General features: G+C 61.2%; 19 protein-coding genes. 8 read left to right on the forward strand and 11 right to left on the reverse strand.

Features of this window, described 5'->3' with window-relative positions; genetic code table 11:
• Window positions 1–109 precede the first annotated feature (109 nt).
• From TX24_RS21210 to TX24_RS21230, 5 genes are all read left to right on the forward strand, one after another.
• Window positions 110–1,267, forward strand: a complete 1,158-nt coding sequence (locus TX24_RS21210) for a D-alanyl-D-alanine carboxypeptidase family protein (protein WP_057711030.1) — start codon at window positions 110–112, stop codon at window positions 1,265–1,267.
• 85 nt (window positions 1,268–1,352) lie between these two features.
• Complete coding sequence (locus tag TX24_RS21215) at window positions 1,353–1,628, forward strand: DUF493 domain-containing protein (RefSeq protein ID WP_003194466.1); 276 nt, start codon at window positions 1,353–1,355, stop codon at window positions 1,626–1,628.
• Entirely contained in the window at window positions 1,628–2,275 is a 648-nt protein-coding gene (gene lipB, locus TX24_RS21220) for a lipoyl(octanoyl) transferase LipB (RefSeq protein WP_032895159.1), read from the forward strand. The genes TX24_RS21215 and lipB overlap by 1 nt, the downstream gene beginning before the upstream one ends.
• A 25-nt stretch (window positions 2,276–2,300) precedes the next feature.
• Window positions 2,301–3,302 carry a lipoyl synthase gene (lipA, locus tag TX24_RS21225; RefSeq protein ID WP_161794304.1) on the forward strand — a complete coding sequence of 334 codons (1,002 nt, stop codon included), beginning with the start codon at window positions 2,301–2,303 and terminating at the stop codon, window positions 3,300–3,302.
• Window positions 3,303–3,459: 157 nt separating this feature from the next.
• Complete coding sequence (locus TX24_RS21230; protein WP_057711031.1) at window positions 3,460–4,389, forward strand: S66 peptidase family protein; 930 nt, start codon at window positions 3,460–3,462, stop codon at window positions 4,387–4,389.
• A gap of 102 nt (window positions 4,390–4,491) precedes the next feature.
• On the opposite strand, the gene TX24_RS21235 is transcribed toward TX24_RS21230, so the two are convergent.
• The 5 genes from TX24_RS21235 to leuS form a co-directional block, all read right to left on the reverse strand.
• Window positions 4,492–5,817: a lytic murein transglycosylase gene (locus TX24_RS21235; protein ID WP_032895161.1), complete on the reverse strand. Its 1,326-nt coding sequence runs from the start codon at window positions 5,815–5,817 to the stop codon at window positions 4,492–4,494.
• Window positions 5,818–5,878: 61 nt separating this feature from the next.
• Window positions 5,879–6,043 carry an alternative ribosome rescue factor ArfA gene (gene arfA / locus TX24_RS21240; RefSeq protein WP_003176285.1) on the reverse strand — a complete coding sequence of 55 codons (165 nt, stop codon included), beginning with the start codon at window positions 6,041–6,043 and terminating at the stop codon, window positions 5,879–5,881.
• 665 nt (window positions 6,044–6,708) lie between these two features.
• Complete coding sequence (gene holA / locus TX24_RS21245) at window positions 6,709–7,746, reverse strand: DNA polymerase III subunit delta (RefSeq protein WP_032895162.1); 1,038 nt, start codon at window positions 7,744–7,746, stop codon at window positions 6,709–6,711.
• 39 nt (window positions 7,747–7,785) lie between these two features.
• The gene (locus TX24_RS21250) at window positions 7,786–8,391 is read right to left on the reverse strand and encodes an LPS-assembly lipoprotein LptE (RefSeq protein WP_014720078.1); all 606 of its coding nucleotides are present in this window, start codon (window positions 8,389–8,391) and stop codon (window positions 7,786–7,788) included.
• A gap of 88 nt (window positions 8,392–8,479) precedes the next feature.
• Window positions 8,480–11,086 carry a leucine--tRNA ligase gene (leuS, locus tag TX24_RS21255; RefSeq protein ID WP_032895163.1) on the reverse strand — a complete coding sequence of 869 codons (2,607 nt, stop codon included), beginning with the start codon at window positions 11,084–11,086 and terminating at the stop codon, window positions 8,480–8,482.
• 261 nt (window positions 11,087–11,347) lie between these two features.
• Between leuS and TX24_RS21260 the strand changes: the two genes are divergently transcribed.
• Window positions 11,348–11,653, forward strand: coding sequence for a hypothetical protein (locus TX24_RS21260; RefSeq protein WP_057711032.1), 306 nt, complete (start codon window positions 11,348–11,350; stop codon window positions 11,651–11,653).
• A 97-nt stretch (window positions 11,654–11,750) separates the two neighbouring features.
• Complete coding sequence (locus tag TX24_RS21265) at window positions 11,751–12,512, forward strand: YdcF family protein (RefSeq protein WP_057711033.1); 762 nt, start codon at window positions 11,751–11,753, stop codon at window positions 12,510–12,512.
• 634 nt (window positions 12,513–13,146) lie between these two features.
• Here TX24_RS21265 and lnt read toward each other — a convergent pair.
• The 5 genes from lnt to miaB all read right to left on the reverse strand — a co-directional run bounded on the left by lnt (window position 13,147) and on the right by miaB (window position 18,571).
• Window positions 13,147–14,670, reverse strand: a complete 1,524-nt coding sequence (gene lnt, locus TX24_RS21270) for an apolipoprotein N-acyltransferase (protein WP_057711034.1) — start codon at window positions 14,668–14,670, stop codon at window positions 13,147–13,149.
• A gap of 8 nt (window positions 14,671–14,678) precedes the next feature.
• On the reverse strand, window positions 14,679–15,518 hold the full coding sequence (locus tag TX24_RS21275; protein ID WP_003194444.1) for an HlyC/CorC family transporter: 840 nt from the start codon (window positions 15,516–15,518) through the stop codon (window positions 14,679–14,681).
• A 42-nt stretch (window positions 15,519–15,560) separates the two neighbouring features.
• Complete coding sequence (gene ybeY / locus TX24_RS21280) at window positions 15,561–16,019, reverse strand: rRNA maturation RNase YbeY (protein WP_044268940.1); 459 nt, start codon at window positions 16,017–16,019, stop codon at window positions 15,561–15,563.
• Window positions 16,012–17,016 carry a PhoH family protein gene (locus TX24_RS21285; protein ID WP_019818064.1) on the reverse strand — a complete coding sequence of 335 codons (1,005 nt, stop codon included), beginning with the start codon at window positions 17,014–17,016 and terminating at the stop codon, window positions 16,012–16,014. The genes ybeY and TX24_RS21285 overlap by 8 nt, the downstream gene beginning before the upstream one ends.
• Window positions 17,017–17,242: 226 nt before the next feature.
• Window positions 17,243–18,571 (reverse strand): tRNA (N6-isopentenyl adenosine(37)-C2)-methylthiotransferase MiaB, encoded by a 1,329-nt coding sequence (miaB, locus tag TX24_RS21290; RefSeq protein WP_047711855.1) that lies wholly within the window; start codon window positions 18,569–18,571, stop codon window positions 17,243–17,245.
• A 130-nt stretch (window positions 18,572–18,701) separates the two neighbouring features.
• Between miaB and TX24_RS21295 the strand changes: the two genes are divergently transcribed.
• Window positions 18,702–19,028 (forward strand): DUF1820 family protein, encoded by a 327-nt coding sequence (locus TX24_RS21295; protein WP_003215457.1) that lies wholly within the window; start codon window positions 18,702–18,704, stop codon window positions 19,026–19,028.
• A gap of 128 nt (window positions 19,029–19,156) precedes the next feature.
• Here TX24_RS21295 and TX24_RS21300 read toward each other — a convergent pair whose 3' ends face one another.
• The gene (locus TX24_RS21300) at window positions 19,157–19,711 is read right to left on the reverse strand and encodes a tetratricopeptide repeat protein (RefSeq protein WP_003194434.1); all 555 of its coding nucleotides are present in this window, start codon (window positions 19,709–19,711) and stop codon (window positions 19,157–19,159) included.
• Window positions 19,712–19,814: the final 103 nt, after the last annotated feature.

Raw genomic sequence — 19,814 nt, forward strand, 5'->3', positions numbered from 1 at the left:
CCAGGGGCAAGGGGTGAGCGGGCAACCGAACACGTGACAGTCTGGAAGCGGGCTGTCTGAATAGTTTTGCCCGCGAGGGCAAGTTTCCATAAGCAATTTCGAGAGACGGATGAACATCACCACCTTAGCCAAACGTATGTGCCTGCTTATCTCGCTGATCATCACCCCAGCCGCCTGGGCGGTTGAGATGGTGCCGGCCTCCCCGCAACTGGCCGCCAAGTCCTGGGTACTCATGGATGCCGCCAGTGGCAACGTGCTGGTCGAAAACGGCGGTGACGTGCGCCTGCCGCCTGCCAGCCTGACCAAGCTGATGACCGCCTACATCGCGACCCTGGAAATCCGTCGCGGCCAGATCGGCGAAAACGACCCGGTAACCGTCAGCGAAAACGCCTGGCGTACCGGTGGTTCGCGGATGTTCATCAAGGTGGGTTCGCAAGTCACCGTGAGCGACCTGCTGCACGGCATCATCATCCAGTCCGGTAACGACGCCAGCGTCGCCCTGGCCGAGCACATCGCCGGCAGCGAAGACGCCTTCGCCGACATGATGAACAAAACCGCCGGCGAGCTGGGCATGACCAACAGCCACTTCATGAACCCGACTGGCCTGCCAAACCCAGAGCACTATTCGTCGGCTCACGACATGGCGATCCTGGCACGCGCGATCATCCGCGTTGACCCGGTGCACTACGCGATCTACTCCCAGAAGGAGTTCTTCTGGAACAACATCAAGCAGCCTAACCGCAACCTGTTGCTGTGGCGCGACAAGACCGTCGATGGCCTGAAAACCGGCCACACCGACGAAGCCGGCTACTGCATGGTGTCGTCCGCCGTACGTGATGGCCAGCGCCTGATCGCCGTGGTATTCGGCACCAACAGCGAGCAGGCCCGTGCGGCCGAGACGCAAAAACTGCTGACTTACGGCTTCCGCTTCTTCGAAACCCAGACCTTCTACCAGAAGGGTGCTGAGCTGGCGACCGCGCCGGTGTGGAAGGGCGCGACTTCGCAAGTCAAGGCCGGCCTGGCCGACGACCTGACCCTGACCATGCCTAAAGGCCAGCTCAAAAAGCTCGCCGCCAGCATGACCCTGAACCCGCAATTGGTTGCGCCAATCGCCAAGGGTGATGTGATCGGTAAGGTTGAAGTCAAGCTGGACGACAAGGTGGTGCACAGCGCCGACCTGATCGCACTGGACGCTGTCGAGGAAGGTGGTATCTTCCGCCGCGTATGGGATAGCATCCGTCTATTCTTCTACGGCTTGTTCAACTGATTGTGTGCACCTGCAAAGCCCCGCGTTGATCCAACGCGGGGCTTTGCCCGTCGCCACGGCTTAGCGCTTACGAGGCTGTTCTGCCATGACCGATAAAGAAGTAAAAGCGCCAAAAATCGAATTCCCTGTGACGGATTATCCTATCAAGGTAATCAGCGACACCGGTGTGGGCCGCAAAGACACGATTCTTGAGATCGTGCGTAAACATGCGACGATCAACGATAACCGGGTGGATGAGCGCTCCAGCACCACCGGTAAGTACACGACTATCCAGTTGCACATCGTTGCGACCGGTCAAGACCAGCTCTACGACATCAACAGCGAACTGCGGGCCACCGGCTTCGTGCACATGGTGCTGTGATGTCGCAAACCCTGGGCTTTCGCGAGCTCGGCCGGATGGCCTATGAGCCGGTCTGGCATGCCATGCAGCGCTTTACCAATGAGCGCGGCACCTCGGCCCCGGATGAAATCTGGCTGGTGGAACACCCGCCGGTCTTCACCCAGGGCCAGGCCGGCAAGGCCGAGCACTTGCTGCTGCCGGGTGATATTCCGGTGGTGCAGGTCGACCGAGGTGGCCAAGTGACTTACCATGGTCCCGGTCAACTGGTGGCTTACCTGCTGCTGGACGTGCGCAAGCTGGGGTTTGGCGTGCGCGACCTGGTCAGCCGCATGGAGACGTGCCTGATCGAGCTGTTGGCCAGTTACGGCGTGACCGCCGTGGCCAAGCCCGATGCACCGGGTGTGTACGTGGATGGCGCGAAAATCGCCTCCCTGGGGCTGCGCATTCGCCACGGTTGTTCCTTTCATGGCCTGGCCTTGAATGTGGACATGGACCTGGCACCGTTCCGGCGCATCAACCCGTGCGGTTATGCCGGGCTTGCAATGACCCAGTTGAGTGACCATGCAACATCCATTGAATTTGCCGAGGTAAGTGCCCGGCTGCGCGCGCAGCTCGTCAAACACCTCGACTATGCAGAGCAGACGACCCTGACGGGCGGAATCGATTGATATGACTACTGATGTTGTGCAAACCATGATCCCGACGCTGGACATCACTGAGCGTCCAGCCCCGGCCCCGCGTGCCAAGGTGGAAGCCGGCGTCAAGCTGCGCGGCGCCGAGAAGGTTGCACGCATCCCGGTCAAGATCATCCCGACCACCGAGCTGCCGAAAAAACCCGACTGGATTCGCGTGCGCATCCCGGTTTCGCCGGAAGTTGACCGTATCAAGTCGCTGCTGCGCAAACACAAGTTGCACAGCGTATGCGAAGAAGCGTCCTGCCCGAACCTGGGCGAGTGCTTCTCTGGCGGCACTGCCACCTTCATGATCATGGGTGACATCTGCACCCGTCGCTGCCCGTTCTGCGACGTCGGCCACGGCCGTCCGAAGCCGTTGGACGTCAACGAGCCAGAAAGCCTGGCCATCGCCATCGCCGACCTCAAACTCAAGTACGTGGTGATCACCTCGGTGGACCGCGACGACCTGCGTGACGGCGGTGCCCAGCACTTTGCCGACTGCATCCGCGAGATCCGCAAGCTGTCGCCCAACGTGATGCTCGAAACCCTGGTGCCGGACTACCGTGGCCGTATGGACGTCGCCCTGGAAATCACCGCCGCCGAGCCACCGGATGTGTTCAACCACAACCTGGAAACCGTGCCGCGCCTGTACAAGGCTGCGCGCCCGGGTTCGGACTACCAGTGGTCGCTGACCCTGCTGCAAAAATTCAAGCAGATGATGCCGCACATTCCGACCAAGTCCGGCTTGATGCTGGGCCTGGGTGAGACCGACGAAGAAGTCATCGAAGTCATGAAGCGCATGCGCGAACACGACATCGACATGCTGACCCTGGGCCAGTACCTGCAACCCTCCCGCAGCCACTTGCCGGTGCAGCGCTTCGTGCACCCGGACACCTTCGCCTGGTTCGCCGAGGAAGGCTACAAGATGGGCTTCAAGAACGTAGCGTCTGGCCCGTTGGTGCGGTCTTCGTACCACGCCGATGAGCAGGCCAAGCTGGTCAAGGCGAGCCTGGTTTCGTAAGCCGCCCCCAGCATCAATGTGAAATGCGGGCTTGTGTGGGAGCGGGCTTGCTCGCGAAGGCGCCGTGTCAGTCACCTGATCCATTGACTGACACGGCGCCTTCGCGAGCAAGCCCGCTCCCACATTGGGTTCTGCATTACAGATAGGGAGAACATGGATGACCGCTCTACCGAGTGCCGCCGTACCTGCACTGCCCCCCGAAGGCACCCTCGGCCTGATCGCCCCCGCCGGCCCTGCCGAGTTGGATGTTGAAAAAGCCAGGCAATGGATGCGTGCCCGTGGCTACGACCTGCATATTTTCCCGGGTGTGCACGAACGCGACGGCTACCTGGCCGGTAGCGATGAAGTGCGCCTGCGCGATTTGCATGCGGCCTTCGCCAACCCCGACATCGATGCCATCCTTTGCCTGCGTGGCGGCTATGGCACGCCCCGTTTGCTGGATGCCGTGGACTTCGACCTGCTGCGTGCCAACCCCAAGCCGTTTGTGGGCTACAGCGATATCACCGCCTTGCACCTGGCGATCAACCGCTACGCGGGATTTGTGACATTCCACGGCCCGATGCTCAATGCCGACCTGCTCGGCGGCAAACAGCCGCCCACCGAGTCCTCGTTGTTCAGCCTGCTGCGTGGCCAACGGGGCGCCGGCAGTGTGCTGCCGCACCCGATGGCCTACCCGCTGACCACCATCGAGCCGGGTGTGGCCTGTGGGCGCTTGCTGGGCGGTAACTTGTCGATGATCGCCGCCGTCATGGGCACGCCGTACGAACTAGACGCCGATGGCATCATCCTGTTTATCGAAGACGTCAACGAACCGCTTTATCGCATCGACCGATTGCTGACTCACCTGCGGTTGGCGGGCAAGCTGGCTCAGGTTGCCGGTGTGCTTGTAGGGGATGTGGCCGGTGTGGATAACCTGGCGCTGGCGCGTCTGTTGAAGCAGACCTTTGCGCCGCTGTGCATTCCAGTGCTGGCGGGCTGGCGCAGTGGGCATTGCGACCCGAACCTGACATTGCCGATGGGTGCCTTGGTGCGCCTGGATGCGGGGGAGCAGCGGGTGGTGCTGGAGCAGGATGTAGTCTTTAAATAATGGGCGCCTGTTGGGCCCCTTTCGCGAGCAAGCCCGCTCCCACATTTTGAAATGCATTCCAAGTGTGGGAGCTGGCTTGCCTGCGATGGCGGTGGTCGCGGTTTACTGACCCTGCAACGACTCCAGCAACTTCACTGTCGGATACCCATCCGCCGGCCAGCCCAGCGCCTGCTGTGCAGCCCGAATCGCCTTGCGCGTGTTGGCGCCAATGATCCCGTCGGCATTACCCGCGTCATAGCCTTTGGCGCTGAGCGCCGTCTGCAGGTCTATGCGTTGCGAACGGCTCAGCGGCAGCTCATCCTTTGGCCAACTGCCCCGAATCACACCGCCACCGCCAAACCGCTCCGACAGCAGGCCAACCGCCAGTGCGTAGGACGACGAATTGTTGTACTTGAGGATCGCGCGGAAGTTATCCAGCACCAGGAATGCCGGGCCACGGTAGCCGGCCGGCAGCAGCAGGGCGGCGGACAGCTGGTCGACATTCGCCGGCAGGCTCACGCCAGGCGGCAGTTGGATGCCCAGTTGCAGCCATTGCGCCACGGTCTTGCGCACGCCACCATCGGCCAGGCTGTAGTCGAAGCCCGACGGCAGCGGCTGCACTTCAACACCCCACGGCTGGCCTTTTTGCCAGCCGGAGCTTTGCAGGTAGTGCGCGGTGGAGGCGAGGGCATCGCCCGGGCTGTTCCAGATATCGCGGCGACCGTCACCGTCGAAGTCCACGGCGTGGGTGTTGTAGGTGGTCGGGATGAACTGGGTCTGGCCCATCGCCCCAGCCCAGGAACCTTTCATCTGGTCAGCCTGGATATCGCCATGCTGGATGATCTGCAGCGCCGCCAGCAGTTGCGCTTGTGCAAAGGCCGGGCGACGGCCTTCGTAAGCCAGGGTGGCCAGGGAACGGATTACCGAGTTATTGCCCTGGAACTGGCCAAAGTTGCTTTCCATGCCCCACACCGAGACCAGTGCCTGGCGGTCAACGCCATAGCGCTCTTCGATGCGCTGCAGGATATCGGCGTACTTGACCAGCAACGCCTGGCCATTGCGCACGCGCAGCGGCGACAGGGCGCCCTCGATGTATTCCCACACCGGGCGGGAAAACTCTGGCTGGCTGCGGTCGGCACGAATCACCGCCATATCGGGGGTGACGCCGGCAAAGGCGTTATCGAACACCGCGGGCGTAATCCCGGCTTGCAGGGCTTGTGCACGGAAGCCAGCCTGCCACTCGGCAAAGGTCTGGGTGGGTTGGATATCGAGATTGTCCACTGCCAATGGGGCAACCACGGCAGGCGCAATAGCCGGGGCGGTCTGGAGCTTGGGCAGGGGTTGAGCGTCCGCAGCCGTGGGCTTTTCGGCGCAGGCGACGAGCAGAATGAGGCTGGAGGCAGCGATCAATTGGCGTAGGTGCCAACGACGGGAAAGACTAGAGGGCATGCACAGGTCCAGGGATTACCAATCAGGTACAGACCTTATCATGCCAGAGGGGCGCTTGCCTTCAGGCAGCCAGAAAGTAAGAAGCCTCCCAGCTATTAGACTGGAAGGCTTCGCGGCGGTAGCTGCCTTTGCCTTTGCCGGCGCGTTCCTGGCGGCTGCGGAACAAGGGCTGGGCGATGATGGATTTGGCCTTGTTGGGGCCATGCTTGGATGGCTTTTTGCTCATGGTGGGTTCTCTCGCTTGGGGTGGAATGTGGCGGTGCAAATCATCTGCCGAAGTGGGCTGGCTGTAAAGCCCGGCGATAGGTGGGAAATGTCGCAAATAAGGGGTGGGCAGAGTCCATGTGGGGGCTCGCTCCCGCGACGGCCTGACAGTCGACACTTATCTACCTGCCGCCCCGCGATCGAACTGTGGGAGCTGGCTTGCCTGCGAAGGCGGCCTGGCAGTCAACACAGTTGGATGGTGTACATATCCATTGCTGCGGTAACGGCTACTTAGGGTTCCGCCCTGACGGCGGCTCACTTTTGAAAAGCGCAAAAGTAAGCAAAACGCTCTTGCCCCACCACTCGGCACCTCGCTTAGGCTCGGTGTGCCCGTAATCCGCCAGTGATTTGGAGGGCCGCCGCCACGCGCCATCCATGGCGCGGGGCGGCTAAACCGGCATCCCTGCCGGTTTACCCCCCAAATCCCTGTCGAATTCCGGCCAGCGTGGTTTGACGGGGCGCCTGAGATCAAAAGCAGATCAAGAGCAAGATCAAGAGCGGCTCGCTTCGCATCGTGGTTAGCGTTGAGCGCTACAGAGCTGTATCAGGAGCAAATGGGCCAACTGGCCCGCCGCCATCGCAGGCAAGCCAGCTCCCACAGGGTTTTGTGGTGTGGTGCTGAGGGGGTTATTCGGCAGGCAACGCCAGGCGCTGGCCGGCCATCAATAGCGACAGACGGCTCAGGCTCATCCATGGCGAGCCGGCTGCCTGGCCTTTGATCTGTGCATCGATGCGCTGCGCTTCCAGCAGCAGTTGCGCCCAGCGCTGCGCCGAGTGCCGTTGCAGGGCTTTGCTCATCAGGGGTTTGCGTTTGTCCCACACCGGTGGCCGGGCCTGGCTGAAGCATTTGTCCAGCGGGGTGCCCTGGCTGTATTGCAGGGCAATGTTCGCCAACACGCGCAGCTCACGGGCCAGGGCCCAGAGGATCACCGGTGGTTCCACCCCTTCGCCGCGCAGGCCTTCGAGCATGCGCAACGCGTGGGCCGGCTCGCCGTTGAGGATGGCGTCCACCAGGCCGAACACATCAAAGCGCGCGCTATCGGCCACTGCGCCTTGCACGGTTTCGACGGTGATCTGCCCGTCTTCAGCCATCAACTTGAGCTTTTCGATCTCCTGGGCGGCGGCAAGCAGGTTGCCTTCGACCCGAGCGGCGATCAGCTCCACGGCGTCCTGTGTTGCCGCCAGGCCTGATTGCGACAGGCGCTGACGAATCCACTGCGGCAACTGGTTGCTGTCCACCGGCCAGATCTGGATGAACTGAGTCTGTGGACCTTCGACCAGGGCCTTGCCCCACTTGGTTTTCTGAGCGCTGCCGTCGAGCTTGGGCAGGCTGATCAGCAACACGGTGTCTTCGGCGGGGCGCGAGCAGTATTCCATCAGGGCTGCCGCGCCTTTATCGCCCGGCTTGCCCGAGGGCAGGCGCAGTTCCAGCAGGCGTTTCTCGGCAAACAGCGACATGCTCGCGCCAGCTTGCAGCAGCGTGCCCCAGTCGAAACTGGCGTCAGCGCTGAACACTTGGCGTTCATCGAAGCCTTGCTGGCGTGCGGCGGTGCGGATCGCGTCGGCCGCTTCCTGGCACAGCAGCGGGTCATCGCCGCTGACGATATACACAGGCGCAAGGCCACCTTGCAGGTGTTTGGCGAGTTGGGCGGGGGCAAGTTTCATAGGCGGGGCGAACGGGGCGCCAGGGGCGCCCCGTCTGGCTTACTCGACAGGGACTTCAACAGGCGACTGTTTCGGCGTGTTGTCTTCATATTCCTGCGCGGCTTTCAGGGCGTCGGCGTCAGCCTTGGCCTTGTTGTCGGCCACTTGCTGCAGCTCAGCCAGTTTTTCCGGGGTGAGCATTTGCAGGCGAGTCATCATGCGCTGGATCAGCTCACGACGCATTTCCTTGCGCACCTGGATGGTCTCGGAGTCCGAACCCACCAGGTTGTTGCCGTCGTGGCTCACCACTTTCTGCACCTGGATCTTGTCACCCATCAGCGGCAGCTGATCACGGCCTTGTATTTCGAACATCAGCGCCGTGTTCAATTCAACGTCGGACGCACGGCCGGCACTGGCGTAGCTGATATTGCGCTGGGTTTCGCGTTCATCCGTCAGGATCAGCTTGTAGGTGGCGCCGTTGTACACGTGCACACCGCTGTTTTCCAGGGTCTGGCGCAGCTGGGTGACGGTTTCGCCGTAGGCGTTGCGGGCGCTGACGTCGAGTTCCTTGAGCGACAGCTCATTGGTGCCGGTGCCGCGCAGCTGGAAGCCGCAAGCGCTCAACAGCACGGCAAGGCCCATAACCAGCAGATTGCGTTTGATCATTTTGTTGCTCCCCTTGAAACCAGGTGGGCCTTCTCGGGCCCTAAAGGTTTAGTTCGGCGTGGGGCCCAAGCCCCGCGCCCGATCCGATTTAGCTGGCGACGATATTGACCAGTTTGCCGGGCACCACGATCACCTTGCGGATGGTCAGGCCTTCGGTAAAGCGCAGCACGTTCTCATTGATACGTGCAGCTGCTTCAACCTCTTCACGGCTGGCGCTGGCCGGCATGTCGATCTGGCCACGCAGTTTACCGTTAACCTGGATGACCAGTTGCAGCGTGTCCTGTACCAGGGCGCTGTCATCCTGCACCGGCCAGGCGGCATCGATGACGGCACCGCTGTGGCCCAGGCGGCTCCACAGTTCATGGCTGATGTGCGGCGTGATAGGCGCGAGCAACAGGGTAACTGTTTCCAGGCCTTCCTGGATCAGCGCACGGTCTTGTTCGGTCGCCTGCGGGGCTTTTTCCAGCACGTTCATCAGCGTCATCACCTGGGCGATGGCGGTGTTGAATTTGTGGTTCTGCCCGACGTCCTGGCTGGCCTGGCGGATAGCCAGGTGGATGCTGCGGCGCACGGCTTTCTGCTCGTCGTTCAAGGCGCCGAGGTCCAGCTTGCCCGGCAGGCCCTGGCTGACATGGGCGTGGGCCAGGCGCCAGACGCGCTTGAGGAAACGGTGCGAGCCTTCGACCCCCGAGTCGGACCATTCGGCGCTCATATCGGGCGGTGAAGCAAACATCATGAACAGGCGGCAGGTGTCGGCGCCGAACTGATCGATCATCGACTGTGGGTCGACGCCGTTGTTCTTGGACTTGGCCATCTTCTCGGTGCCGCCGATTTCCACTGGCAGGCCGTCGGCTTTCAACTTGGCGCTGATGACCTTGGCTTTGCTGTCACGCTCAAGCTCGACATCCGCCGGGTTGAACCAGGTGTAGGCGCCATTGGCTTCGCGACGATAGTAAGTATCGGCGATCACCATGCCCTGGGTCAGCAGGTTCTTGAACGGCTCATCGGAGCTCACCAGGCCTTCGTCACGCATCAGCTTGTGGAAGAAGCGCGCGTACAGCAGGTGGAGGATGGCGTGTTCGATGCCACCGATGTACTGATCCACCGGCAACCAATGGTCGGCTGCGGATTTCTCCACCAGGCCACCTTCATAGTGCGGCGAGGCATAACGAGCGTAGTACCACGAGGACTCGACGAAGGTGTCCATGGTGTCGGTTTCACGCTTGGCCGGCGCGCCGCATTTAGGGCAGCTGCACTCGTAGAACTCAGGCATGCGTGCCAACGGCGAGCCAGCGCCATCCGGCACCACGTCTTCTGGCAACACGACCGGCAGTTGGTCTTCTGGCACCGGCACGTCACCACAGGTTTGGCAGTGGATGATCGGGATCGGGCAGCCCCAGTAGCGCTGGCGGCTGATGCCCCAGTCGCGCAGGCGGAACTGGGTGCGCGAGGCGCCGAGGTTTTTCTTGATCAGGGCCACTTCCATGGCGTCGAACGCGCCCTGGAAATCCAGGCCGTCGAATTCGCCGGAGTTGATCAGCGTGCCGTGCTCGCCGTAGGCGTCTTGCCACGGCGCGGGGTTGGTGTCACCCGAGCTGGTGCGCACAACCGACTTGATCGGCAGGTTGTACTTGGTGGCGAATTCGAAATCGCGCTCGTCGTGGGCCGGCACGGCCATGACGGCGCCATCGCCGTAGTGCATCAATACGTAGTTGGCGACCCATACCGGCAGCTTCTCGCCGGTCAGCGGGTGCTCGACGAACAGGCCGGTTGGCAGGCCCTTTTTCTCCTGGGTGGCGACGTCGGCTTCGGCCACGCTGCCACCTTTGCATTCAGCGATGAACGCCTGCAGCTCAGGGTTGTTCTGTGCGGCCTGGGTGGCCAGCGGGTGTTCGGCGGCCACGGCGACGTAGGTCGCGCCCATCAGGGTGTCGGGGCGGGTGGTGAACACCTTGAGTGCGCCCGCTTCGCCGATGGAGTCGACGTTGTACGGGAACTGCACTTCCATGCCCTTGGATTTGCCGATCCAGTTGCGCTGCATGGTCTTGACCTGTTCAGGCCAGCCCGGCAGATCGTCGAGGCTCGACAACAGTTCATCCGCGTAGGCGGTGATCTTGAAGTAGTACATCGGGATTTCGCGCTTTTCGATCAGCGCGCCGGAACGCCAGCCGCGACCGTCGATGACCTGTTCGTTGGCCAGTACGGTCTGGTCGATCGGGTCCCAGTTCACGGTGCCGCTTTTTTTGTAGATCACGCCTTTTTCGAACAGGCGAGTGAACAGCCATTGTTCCCAGCGGTAGTAATCGGGCTTGCAGGTGGTGACCTCGCGGGACCAGTCCACCGCCAGGCCCAGGCTGCGCAGCTGGGTCTTCATGTAGGCGATGTTTTCGTAGGTCCACTTGGCGGGCGCCACGTTGTTTTTCATCGCGGCGTTTTCTGCCGGCATGCCGAAGGCGTCCCAACCCATGGGTTGCAACACGTTCTTGCCGAGCATGCGCTGGTAGCGCGAAATCACGTCGCCGATGGTGTAGTTGCGCACGTGCCCCATGTGTAGCTTGCCGCTGGGGTAAGGGAACATCGATAGGCAGTAGTAAGTCTCCTTGCCTGGCTGTTCACTGACTTCAAAGGACTTTTGCTCGTCCCAGAAGGTTTGGGCGGCATTTTCTATTTCACGGGGCTGATATTGTTCGTGCATGGCTACTTTTGAACTGGATAGGGGTGGCCTAATCCTCTTCGGTGCACTGTCCGGGTTGTTCGACACCAAGAAGCGGCGCGTCCATGCCCAAACCCTGCGGGAAGTGGAGTTACAGGAAGCGCCGTAGCATACATGACCCCACTCTATCGAGGGAAACCCTGATTGCGCGCCAAGGGCCGTCTGTCGCGGCACCGGGCAGGCGCAGCAACGGGGGCTACGCTGTTTAGTGGGGAGCAAGTATTTCTTCAATGAGGTGAGGGGATGGTTGAATCGCAGCGAACTTTAACGAAACCGCAGTTGTACGAAGGATTGATCGACCGTTTGGGTCGGGCATTGGATGCCGCAAGAACCGCAGGCCGATTGCGTGATGAGCGGCCTCTGGAGCTGGAGTTGCGAGGCTTGAGCCAGGCGGAGCTTGAATTGATCAATAACTACCTGGCGTTGAATCACGACCGCGCCTCCCATGGGCAGGCTTCCCCGCCCGCTCATTCGGCCAAGGTCATCTGGATCAAAGACCTGGCGACCGGCCGCAGGCCAGAGAACTTGCGGTCTGTGCGGTGCAAGTGAGCCCCGCGTTATCCGTTAGCGTTATCAAAATGTTGTCGGTAAGGATTGTTGCAAAACCCCTTTGCATCTAGGCTTCGGGCATCTTTGGAGATGCCCGATGCCTTTTCGTTATTTCATTAAACAACTGTTGTTGCCGCCCGGTATTTTTCTGCTGTTGTTGGCGTGTGCCTGGTGGTTTCGCCGCAGCCGTCCGCGCCTGGCGGGCTTGTGTTTTGCCCTGGGGCTTGGCGGGATGTGGTTGATCAGCCTGCCCGTGATGGTGCAGTGGGGCGCGCGCGTCCTGGAGACAGAGCCGCCTCTGGCCCGGGAAGACTGGGCTACATTGGCCCAGCGTGCCGACGCGATTGTGGTGCTGGGCTCGGGGCGCGAGCGTGGGGACATTGCGTGGGGCAGCGATCAGCCCACCGGTATTGGCCTGGAACGTGAGCGTTTTGCCGCGCGGCTGGCCAAGGCATCCGGTTTGCCAGTGCTGACCAGCGGCGGCTTGCACTACGGCACGCCGCCCAGTGAGGCCGAGCTGATGGCGGTGTCGATGCAGGATGACTTTGGCGTTAGCGTGCGCTGGAAAGAAGAACGCAGCCGCACCACCTGGGAAAACGCCCAAATGAGCGCCGAGATTTTGTTGCCGCAAGGCATCAAGCGGGTGGTGGTGGTGACCCAGGCCTGGCACATGCCGCGTTCGGTGTGGAGCTTTGAGAAAGCCGGCTTCACCGTGGTGCCGGGGCCGGTGGGCTTTCTGGGTGTGGACCATGGTCGACCGCTGGGCGGTTGGATGCCGGACGTCAAGGCGGTGTGGCAAAGCGGGCAGTTGATCAATGAAGCGGTGGGGCAGGTGGGGTATCGGTTGTTCTACCGGTAGGCGCAACACAGGCGATCAATGGTGGGAGCTGGCTTGCCTGCGATGGCGGTGGGTCAGTGAGCACTCAGGGCACTGATACACCGCTATCGCAGCATAGGTATTTACACAACTTCAATACGACACTGACCCTGTGGCGAGGGAGCTTGCTCCCGTGACGGCCTGGCAGCCGACGCTTACCTACCTGACGCGCCGCTGTCCAAATGTGGGAGCTGGCTTGCCTGCGAAGACGGCCTGACAGTCAACACAGTTGGACCGTGTACATATCCATTCCTGCGGTAACGGCCGTCTAGGGTTCCGCTCTGACAGCGGCTCACTTTTGAAAAGCGCAAAAGTAAGCAAAACGCTCTTGCCCCACCACTCGGCACCTCGCCTAGGCTCGGTGTGCCCGTAATCCGCCAGTGATTTGGGGGGCCGCCGCCACGCGCCATCCATGGCGCGGGGCGGCTAAACCGGCATCCCTGCCGGTTTACCCCCCAAATCCCTGTCGAATTACGGCCAGCGTGGTTTAACGGGGCGCCTGAGATCAAAAGCAGATCAAGATCAAGAGCGACTCGCTTCGCATCGTGGTTACCGTTGAGCGTTACAGTGTTGTGTAGATACCTATGGCCATCGCAGGCAAGCCAGCCGCCACAGGTCAGAGCGTTTTGGACATTCGTGCGGCCAGCAGAGCCCAGCCAAACAATGCCAGGCACACAATGATCAACGGCCACGAACGCCATTGCAGGTACGGCGTGAGGTTATGCATCGGCACCACCTCCCCATAGAGAATGCCGCGCTCGAACTGCGGGATCTGCGCGGTGATCTGCCCGAACGGGTTGATCAGCCCGGTCACGCCGTTGTTGGTGGCGCGGATCATCCAGCGGCCAGCCTCCAATGCACGCATCTGCGCCATTTGCAGGTGCTGCAGCGGGCCGATGGAGCGGCCGAACCAGGTGTCGTTGCTGATGGTCAGCAGCAGGTCGCTCTGGGCCGACAGGCCGGCGGCGAATTCGGGGTACACCACTTCATAGCAAATGAACGGCGCAATCTGGTAACCCTTGGCCTGCAGCATGGCCTGGTCAGAAGGGCCGCGGGCGAAGTCCGACATGGGCAGGTCGAAGAAGGCAATCAGCCCACGCAGCATGTCCTGCAGCGGCACGTACTCGCCAAATGGCACCAGTTTTTGCTTGAGGTAGGTGCCGTCGCCTTCACCCACCACGGTGATGCCGTTGAAGTAGCGCTTCTGGTGGTGCACTTCTTGTCGAATCGGTACCCCGGTGATCAGCGCGGTGTCCCGGTCAGCGGCAAACTTGCCCATCATGCCCAGGTAGCCCTCCACGGACTCCTTGAGCACCGGCACGGCGGTTTCCGGCCATACCAGCAGGTCGACACGCTTGGAGCTCAGGCTCATGTCGCGGTACAGCGCCAACTGTGCATTGAGCTGGTCCGGGTCCCACTTCATGCTTTGCTCGACGTTGCCCTGGATCGCGGCCACGCTCAGCGGCGCGCCAGACGGCGATGTCCAGGCGTGATGCTTGAGCGCCAGGCCAATGGCCCAAGGCGCAACCAGCAATAACAGGCCTGCGCCGATGAAGGCATTGCGCTTGCTCGCCAGCAGGCGCGGCAGGTTGCACAGCAATGCGGCGGTGAGTGCCAGCGCGAAGGAAATCAGCCACATCCCGCCCAATGGCGCGAGGCCGGTCAACGGCCCATCGAGTTGACTGTAACCGGAGTACAACCACGGGAAACCGGTAAGGAACCAGCCACGAAAGGCTTCCTGGCCGACCCACAACGCGGCGAACGTCAATGCGTCCGCCAGCGGTGCTTCGTTACGGCGCAACCAGCGCGCCCACAGCCAGGCGGGTAGGGCAAAGAACCAGGCGATGGCGGCAGTGAACAGCAGCATCAGGAACCCCGCCAACAGCACCGAAGCGCCGCCGAAGTGGTGGATGCTGTAGTAGATCCAACTGGTGCCGGCGCCAAACAGGCCGAAGCCGAAACACCAGCCACGGCCCAGGGCCTGGCGGGGCGAGAGTTCCCGCAGGCCGATATAGAACAGGCCGACCGCTACCAGCGCCAACGGCCAGATATCGAACGGTGCCAGCGCCAGGGTAGTGATGGCGCCGGCCACCACGGCCAGCAAGTTACCGGGCCAGCCGGGTGAGGTGAGACGGCGCATGTCAGTCCTTAGCGGGCGATGGGTGTCAAACGGATCAGATGGATACGACGGCTATCAGCATTGAGGATGCGGAAGCGATAGGCGCCGATCTCGGTGGTTTCATTACGCTTGGGCAGGTGCCCGAACGCACTCATCACCAGGCCGCCGACGGTGTCGAACTCATCGTCCGAGAACTCGCTGTCGAAGAACTCGTTGAAGTTCTCGATCGGCGTCAGCGCCTTGATCAGGAAATCACCGCTGGGCAGCGGCTTGATGTAGCTGTCTTCTTCGACGTCGTGCTCGTCTTCGATGTCGCCGACGATCTGCTCCAGCACGTCCTCGATGGTGACCAGGCCGGCCACGCCGCCGTATTCGTCAATCACAATGGCCATGTGATTGTGGTTGGCGCGGAACTCGCGCAGCAGCACATTCAGGCGCTTGGACTCGGGCACGAAGGTGGCCGGGCGCAGCAGGTCCTTGATGTTGAAGCTGTCGCCGTTCTCCTTGAGGATCAACGGCAGCAGGTCCTTGGCCAGCAGGACACCCATGACGTCGTCATGGCTTTCACCGATCACCGGGTAGCGCGAGTGCGCCGAGTCGATCACGGCCGGGAGGAATTCCCGTGGGGTCTGGGTCGCCTTGATGCTGATCATCTGCGAGCGCGGGACCATGATGTCACGCACTTGCAGGTCAGCCACCTGAATGGCGCCTTCGACGATGGCCAGCGCTTCGCTGTCCAGCAATTTGTTCTGGTGTGCATCGCGCAGCAGCTCCAAGAGCTCCTGGCGGTTTTTCGGCTCGTGGGCAAAAGCCTGGGTCAGTTTACCCAGCCATGACTTCTGCCCGTTGCTCGATCGGTCTTCGCTCATAGCGATTACTCTAAATCCTTTGATATGACAGTTGAGTGTTGATCAGCTTTCGTCGTCTGCATACGGGTCGCGGTGACCCAGTTCTGCAAGCAACGTTCGTTCCAGCGCTTCCATTTCCCAGGCTTCGTCATCGTCTATATGGTCGTAACCCAAGAGATGCAAGCAGCCGTGGATGACTAGATGGGCCCAATGGGCCTCAAGTTCCTTGCCTTGTTCCGCCGCTTCGCGTTCGACCACCGCGACGCAGATCACCAGGTCGCCCAGCAACGGGATATCCAGCAATTCGTCGGGTACGTCGGCTGGGAAGGACAGCACGTTGGTGGCGTAGTCTTTCTGGCGCCAGGTGTGGTTCAGCTCACGGCCTTCGGCCTCGTCCACCAGACGAATGGTCAGCTCCGAGTCGGCGGTGCGCTGGCGCAAGGCCAGTTCACACCATTGGCGGAACTGGGCTTCGCTGGGGGCGGGCGCGTCGGTGGCCAGCTGCAGGTCTAGCTCAAGCATCGTGGCGAGCGTCCTTGGCGGGCGCGTCGTCGCGGTGTTCGAAACGCTCATAGGCTTCGACAATGCGCTGCACCAGCGGGTGGCGTACCACGTCCTTGGGCATAAAATGCGTGAAGCTGATACCCGGCACGTCCTTGAGCACCTCGATCACCTGGCCCAGGCCCGACTTGGTGCCCTTGGGCAGGTCGACCTGGGTGATGTCGCCCGTGATCACGGCGGTTGAGCCGAAACCGATACGGGTGAGGAACATCTTCATCTGCTCGACCGTGGTGTTCTGGCTTTCGTCGAGAATGATGAAGCTGTTGTTGAGCGTACGGCCACGCATGTAGGCCAGCGGGGCGATCTCGATCACCTGGCGCTCGATCAGCTTGGCCACGTATTCAAAGCCGAGCATTTCGTACAGCGCGTCGTAGAGCGGTCGCAGGTACGGGTCGATCTTCTGGGCCAGGTCGCCGGGCAGGAACCCGAGCTTTTCGCCGGCCTCGACCGCTGGGCGCACCAGCAGGATGCGCCGCACTTGCTCGCGCTCCAGGGCATCGACGGCGCAGGCCACCGCCAGGTAGGTCTTGCCGGTACCGGCCGGGCCGATGCCGAAGTTGATGTCGTTGCCGAGGATTTCCTTGACGTACTTCTGCTGATTCAAGCCGCGTGGGCGAATCATGCCTTTTTTGGTACGCAAGGCCACGCTGGCTTCGGCCACCGGGTTGTTGGCCAGGTCTTCCACAGCCGATTCCTGTAAGTACAGGTGCACGGTCTCCGGCGACAGCTCGCTACCCTTGGTTTCGCGGTAGAGGCGGCGCAGCAGGTTTTCTGCAGACGTGGTGTGTTGGGGTTCACCAATGAGCTCGAACTGATTGCCGCGGTTGCGGATCTCGATGCTCAGGCGTTGTTCGATCAGGCGCAGGTGCTCGTCGAACTGTCCGCACAGGTTGGCGAAACGGCGAGCCTCAAAAGGCTCGAGGATAAAACGATGGGGTTCTGCTATGGGTGCGTTCAAGGTTGCTTTTAGCCGCCCTTTGGCTGATGAGGTGAGAGAGAGAATAACGCCAGGCGCCGGTGTGCGAAAGCACTTAAATAGCCCGAGTGTGGCGCAGATCCCATGTGGGAGCGGGCTTGCTCGCGAATGCGCCAGTTCAGTCGATATTTATATTGGCTGACACACTGCATTCGCGAGCAAGCCCGCTCCCACATTTTGATCTCCATCAGACAAAAATATCGATGGGTTACTGGATCAGCGAGCCACGCAACGAGTGTGGCTGCGCCGCATCAATGTGCACATCGGCAAACTGGCCGATCAGCGTGGGATTGTCGCAGCGGAAGTTGACGATTCGGTTGTTCTCGGTACGCCCCTGCAATTCACCCGGGTCTTTTTTCGAATAATCGGTGACCAGAATGCGCTGGATCGAACCGACCATTTGTCGGCTGATTTCAAAGCCCTGTTGATTGAGGCGATGTTGCAGCGCGTTCAAACGCTCTTTTTTCAACGCCTCCGGGGTTTCATCCAGCAGGTCGGCAGCCGGGGTGCCCGGGCGCTGGCTGTAGACGAACGAGTAAGAGAAGTCGAAACCGACGTCTTCGATCAGCTTCATGGTCTGCTGGAAATCTTTCTCGGTTTCACCCGGGAAGCCGACGATAAAGTCCGAGCTGATGCAGATGCCTGGCACGGCGGCGCGCAGTTTGCGCAATTTGGATTTGTATTCCAGCGCGGTGTGGTTGCGCTTCATCGCCGACAGAATGCGGTCCGAACCCGATTGCACCGGCAAGTGCAGGTGCTTGACCAGCTCTGGTACTTCGGCGTGGGCCTGGATCAGGCTGTCGGAGAACTCCAGCGGGTGCGAGGTGGTGTAGCGGATGCGCTCGATGCCGTCGACGGCGGCGACCACGCGGATCAATTCCGCCAGGTCGGCCAGGCGGCCGTCATCGGTCTGGCCACGGTAGCCGTTGACGTTCTGGCCCAGCAGGGTCACTTCGCGCACGCCGTTTTCAGCCAGGTGGATGATTTCTGCCAGCACATCGTCAAACGGCCGGCTGACTTCTTCGCCACGGGTGTAAGGCACCACGCAGAAGGTGCAGTACTTGCTGCAGCCTTCCATCACCGACACATAGGCGCTCGGCCCGTCGATGCGCGGTTCGGGCAGATGGTCGAATTTTTCGATTTCGGGGAACGACACGTCCACTTGCGGCAGCTTGGTGACGCGTGCGGCGTCGATCATTTCCGGCAGGCGGTGCAGCGTTTGCGGGCCGAACACCACATCGACATAGGGCGCGCGATCGCGGATCGCAGCGCCTTCCTGGCTGGCCACGCAACCGCCGACGGCGATCACCATGTCCGGGTTGGCCAGTTTCAATTCACGCCAGCGGCCCAGCTGCGAGTACACACGGTCCTGGGCCCGCTCGCGGATCGAGCAGGTATTGAGCAGGATCACGTCGGCATCTTCGGCGCGGGCAGTGACTTCCAGGGCCTGGTGTTCGCCCAGCAAGTCGACCATGCGCGAGCTGTCGTACTCGTTCATCTGGCAACCGTGGGTTTCGATGTAAAGCTTCTTGGCCATGGGAATCGTCAACTGGTGGTAAAGAACCGCGCATTATAGGGGGCATGCCCATTGGTTCCTAGCGCTGTGCATCGGGTGCCATGCTATAGTTCGCGCCCTCTTTTATATCCCCATGTGTTGTTCGCCCACCATGACCAAACGTGAAGCTCCAATCTATAAGGTGATTTTCCTCAACCAGGGCCAGGTGTTCGAAATGTACGCCAAGCAGATCTATCAAAGTGATCTGTGGGGCTTCCTGGAGGTGGAAGAGTTCGTCTTTGGCGAGCGCACCCAATTGGTGGTCGATCCGGGCGAAGAAAAGCTCAAGGCCCAGTTCGAAGGCGTGGTGCGCAGCTTTGTGCCGATGCATTCGATTGTGCGCATCGATGAGGTCGAGCGCCTGGGTACGCCGAAGATCAGTGAGGCTCGGGGCATGAGCAATGTGATGCCGTTTCCGATGCCGATGCCTGAGAAGTAGGGCTTTAGACCGAGTCGCGCCCTTCGCGAGCAAGCCCGCTCCCACATTCGGCCGAGTTCCAGATTTGGAATGCGGTCAACTGTGGGAGCGGGCTTGCTCGCGAAGAGGTCATCAAAAACGCTGAGAATTCAGGGCAGGGGTGAGAACGGCGAACGCCCATCGGCGCTCTGCAATTCCTGCAGGTAGTTGCGGAAAATCTGCCCCAGCACCTGGGTTGCCACTTCCAGTTCATCGCGCTGCATGTGCTCGGCGACTTCGTCGGCGGTGTCCAGTGCGTCTTCAGCGCCGTTGACCGCGGCCATTTTCAGCACGATGTACGCCTGGACGTTGTTGGCCGGCACGCCTTCGCCTTTGAAGAACATGTTGCCCAACTGATATTGCGCCTGGGCGTGGCCCTGCAACGAGGCTTTCTCGAAGTAGCTCAACGCTTTGTTGAGATCAACGGCCGGGTTCTTGCTGTCGTGGTAGTACTCGCCCAACTCGTATTGCGCCTGCGCATCCCCGTCCTCGGCCTGTTTCTGGCACGCGCTCAGGGCTTCGGCCTGGCTGTCTGGCTGGGTATTGAGGGTGCAACGACCCATCGCTGGGATTAACAACGAGTTGCCGCCGGCCTGGGCATGTGCCAGTAGCGGTTGAAGGAGCAACAGGCAGCCCAGAACCAGGGTGCGGCCGGTGCGTTTCATGGGAATCGACTTACCTCTGACGGGGCGCGCGGACCCTCGAGGGAGTCCAATAAGCGCGCATTATGAAATAAGCAGGCCTCTGCTTACAAAGTCTTTACTCGTT

This window comes from Pseudomonas lactis (assembly GCF_001439845.1).
Classification (GTDB): domain Bacteria; phylum Pseudomonadota; class Gammaproteobacteria; order Pseudomonadales; family Pseudomonadaceae; genus Aquipseudomonas; species Aquipseudomonas lactis.

Coding starts and splice junctions, on each gene's coding strand:
- TX24_RS21210 (WP_057711030.1), top strand. CDS start 110: ATGAACATCACCACCTTAGCCAAACGTATGTGCCTGCTTATCTCGCTG.
- TX24_RS21215 (WP_003194466.1), top strand. CDS start 1,353: ATGACCGATAAAGAAGTAAAAGCGCCAAAAATCGAATTCCCTGTGACG.
- lipB (WP_032895159.1), top strand. CDS start 1,628: ATGTCGCAAACCCTGGGCTTTCGCGAGCTCGGCCGGATGGCCTATGAG.
- lipA (WP_161794304.1), top strand. CDS start 2,301: ATGATCCCGACGCTGGACATCACTGAGCGTCCAGCCCCGGCCCCGCGT.
- TX24_RS21230 (WP_057711031.1), top strand. CDS start 3,460: ATGACCGCTCTACCGAGTGCCGCCGTACCTGCACTGCCCCCCGAAGGC.
- TX24_RS21235 (WP_032895161.1), bottom strand. CDS start 5,817: ATGCCCTCTAGTCTTTCCCGTCGTTGGCACCTACGCCAATTGATCGCT.
- arfA (WP_003176285.1), bottom strand. CDS start 6,043: ATGAGCAAAAAGCCATCCAAGCATGGCCCCAACAAGGCCAAATCCATC.
- holA (WP_032895162.1), bottom strand. CDS start 7,746: ATGAAACTTGCCCCCGCCCAACTCGCCAAACACCTGCAAGGTGGCCTT.
- TX24_RS21250 (WP_014720078.1), bottom strand. CDS start 8,391: ATGATCAAACGCAATCTGCTGGTTATGGGCCTTGCCGTGCTGTTGAGC.
- leuS (WP_032895163.1), bottom strand. CDS start 11,086: ATGCACGAACAATATCAGCCCCGTGAAATAGAAAATGCCGCCCAAACC.
- TX24_RS21260 (WP_057711032.1), top strand. CDS start 11,348: ATGGTTGAATCGCAGCGAACTTTAACGAAACCGCAGTTGTACGAAGGA.
- TX24_RS21265 (WP_057711033.1), top strand. CDS start 11,751: ATGCCTTTTCGTTATTTCATTAAACAACTGTTGTTGCCGCCCGGTATT.
- lnt (WP_057711034.1), bottom strand. CDS start 14,670: ATGCGCCGTCTCACCTCACCCGGCTGGCCCGGTAACTTGCTGGCCGTG.
- TX24_RS21275 (WP_003194444.1), bottom strand. CDS start 15,518: ATGAGCGAAGACCGATCGAGCAACGGGCAGAAGTCATGGCTGGGTAAA.
- ybeY (WP_044268940.1), bottom strand. CDS start 16,019: ATGCTTGAGCTAGACCTGCAGCTGGCCACCGACGCGCCCGCCCCCAGC.
- miaB (WP_047711855.1), bottom strand. CDS start 18,571: ATGGCCAAGAAGCTTTACATCGAAACCCACGGTTGCCAGATGAACGAG.
- TX24_RS21295 (WP_003215457.1), top strand. CDS start 18,702: ATGACCAAACGTGAAGCTCCAATCTATAAGGTGATTTTCCTCAACCAG.
- TX24_RS21300 (WP_003194434.1), bottom strand. CDS start 19,711: ATGAAACGCACCGGCCGCACCCTGGTTCTGGGCTGCCTGTTGCTCCTT.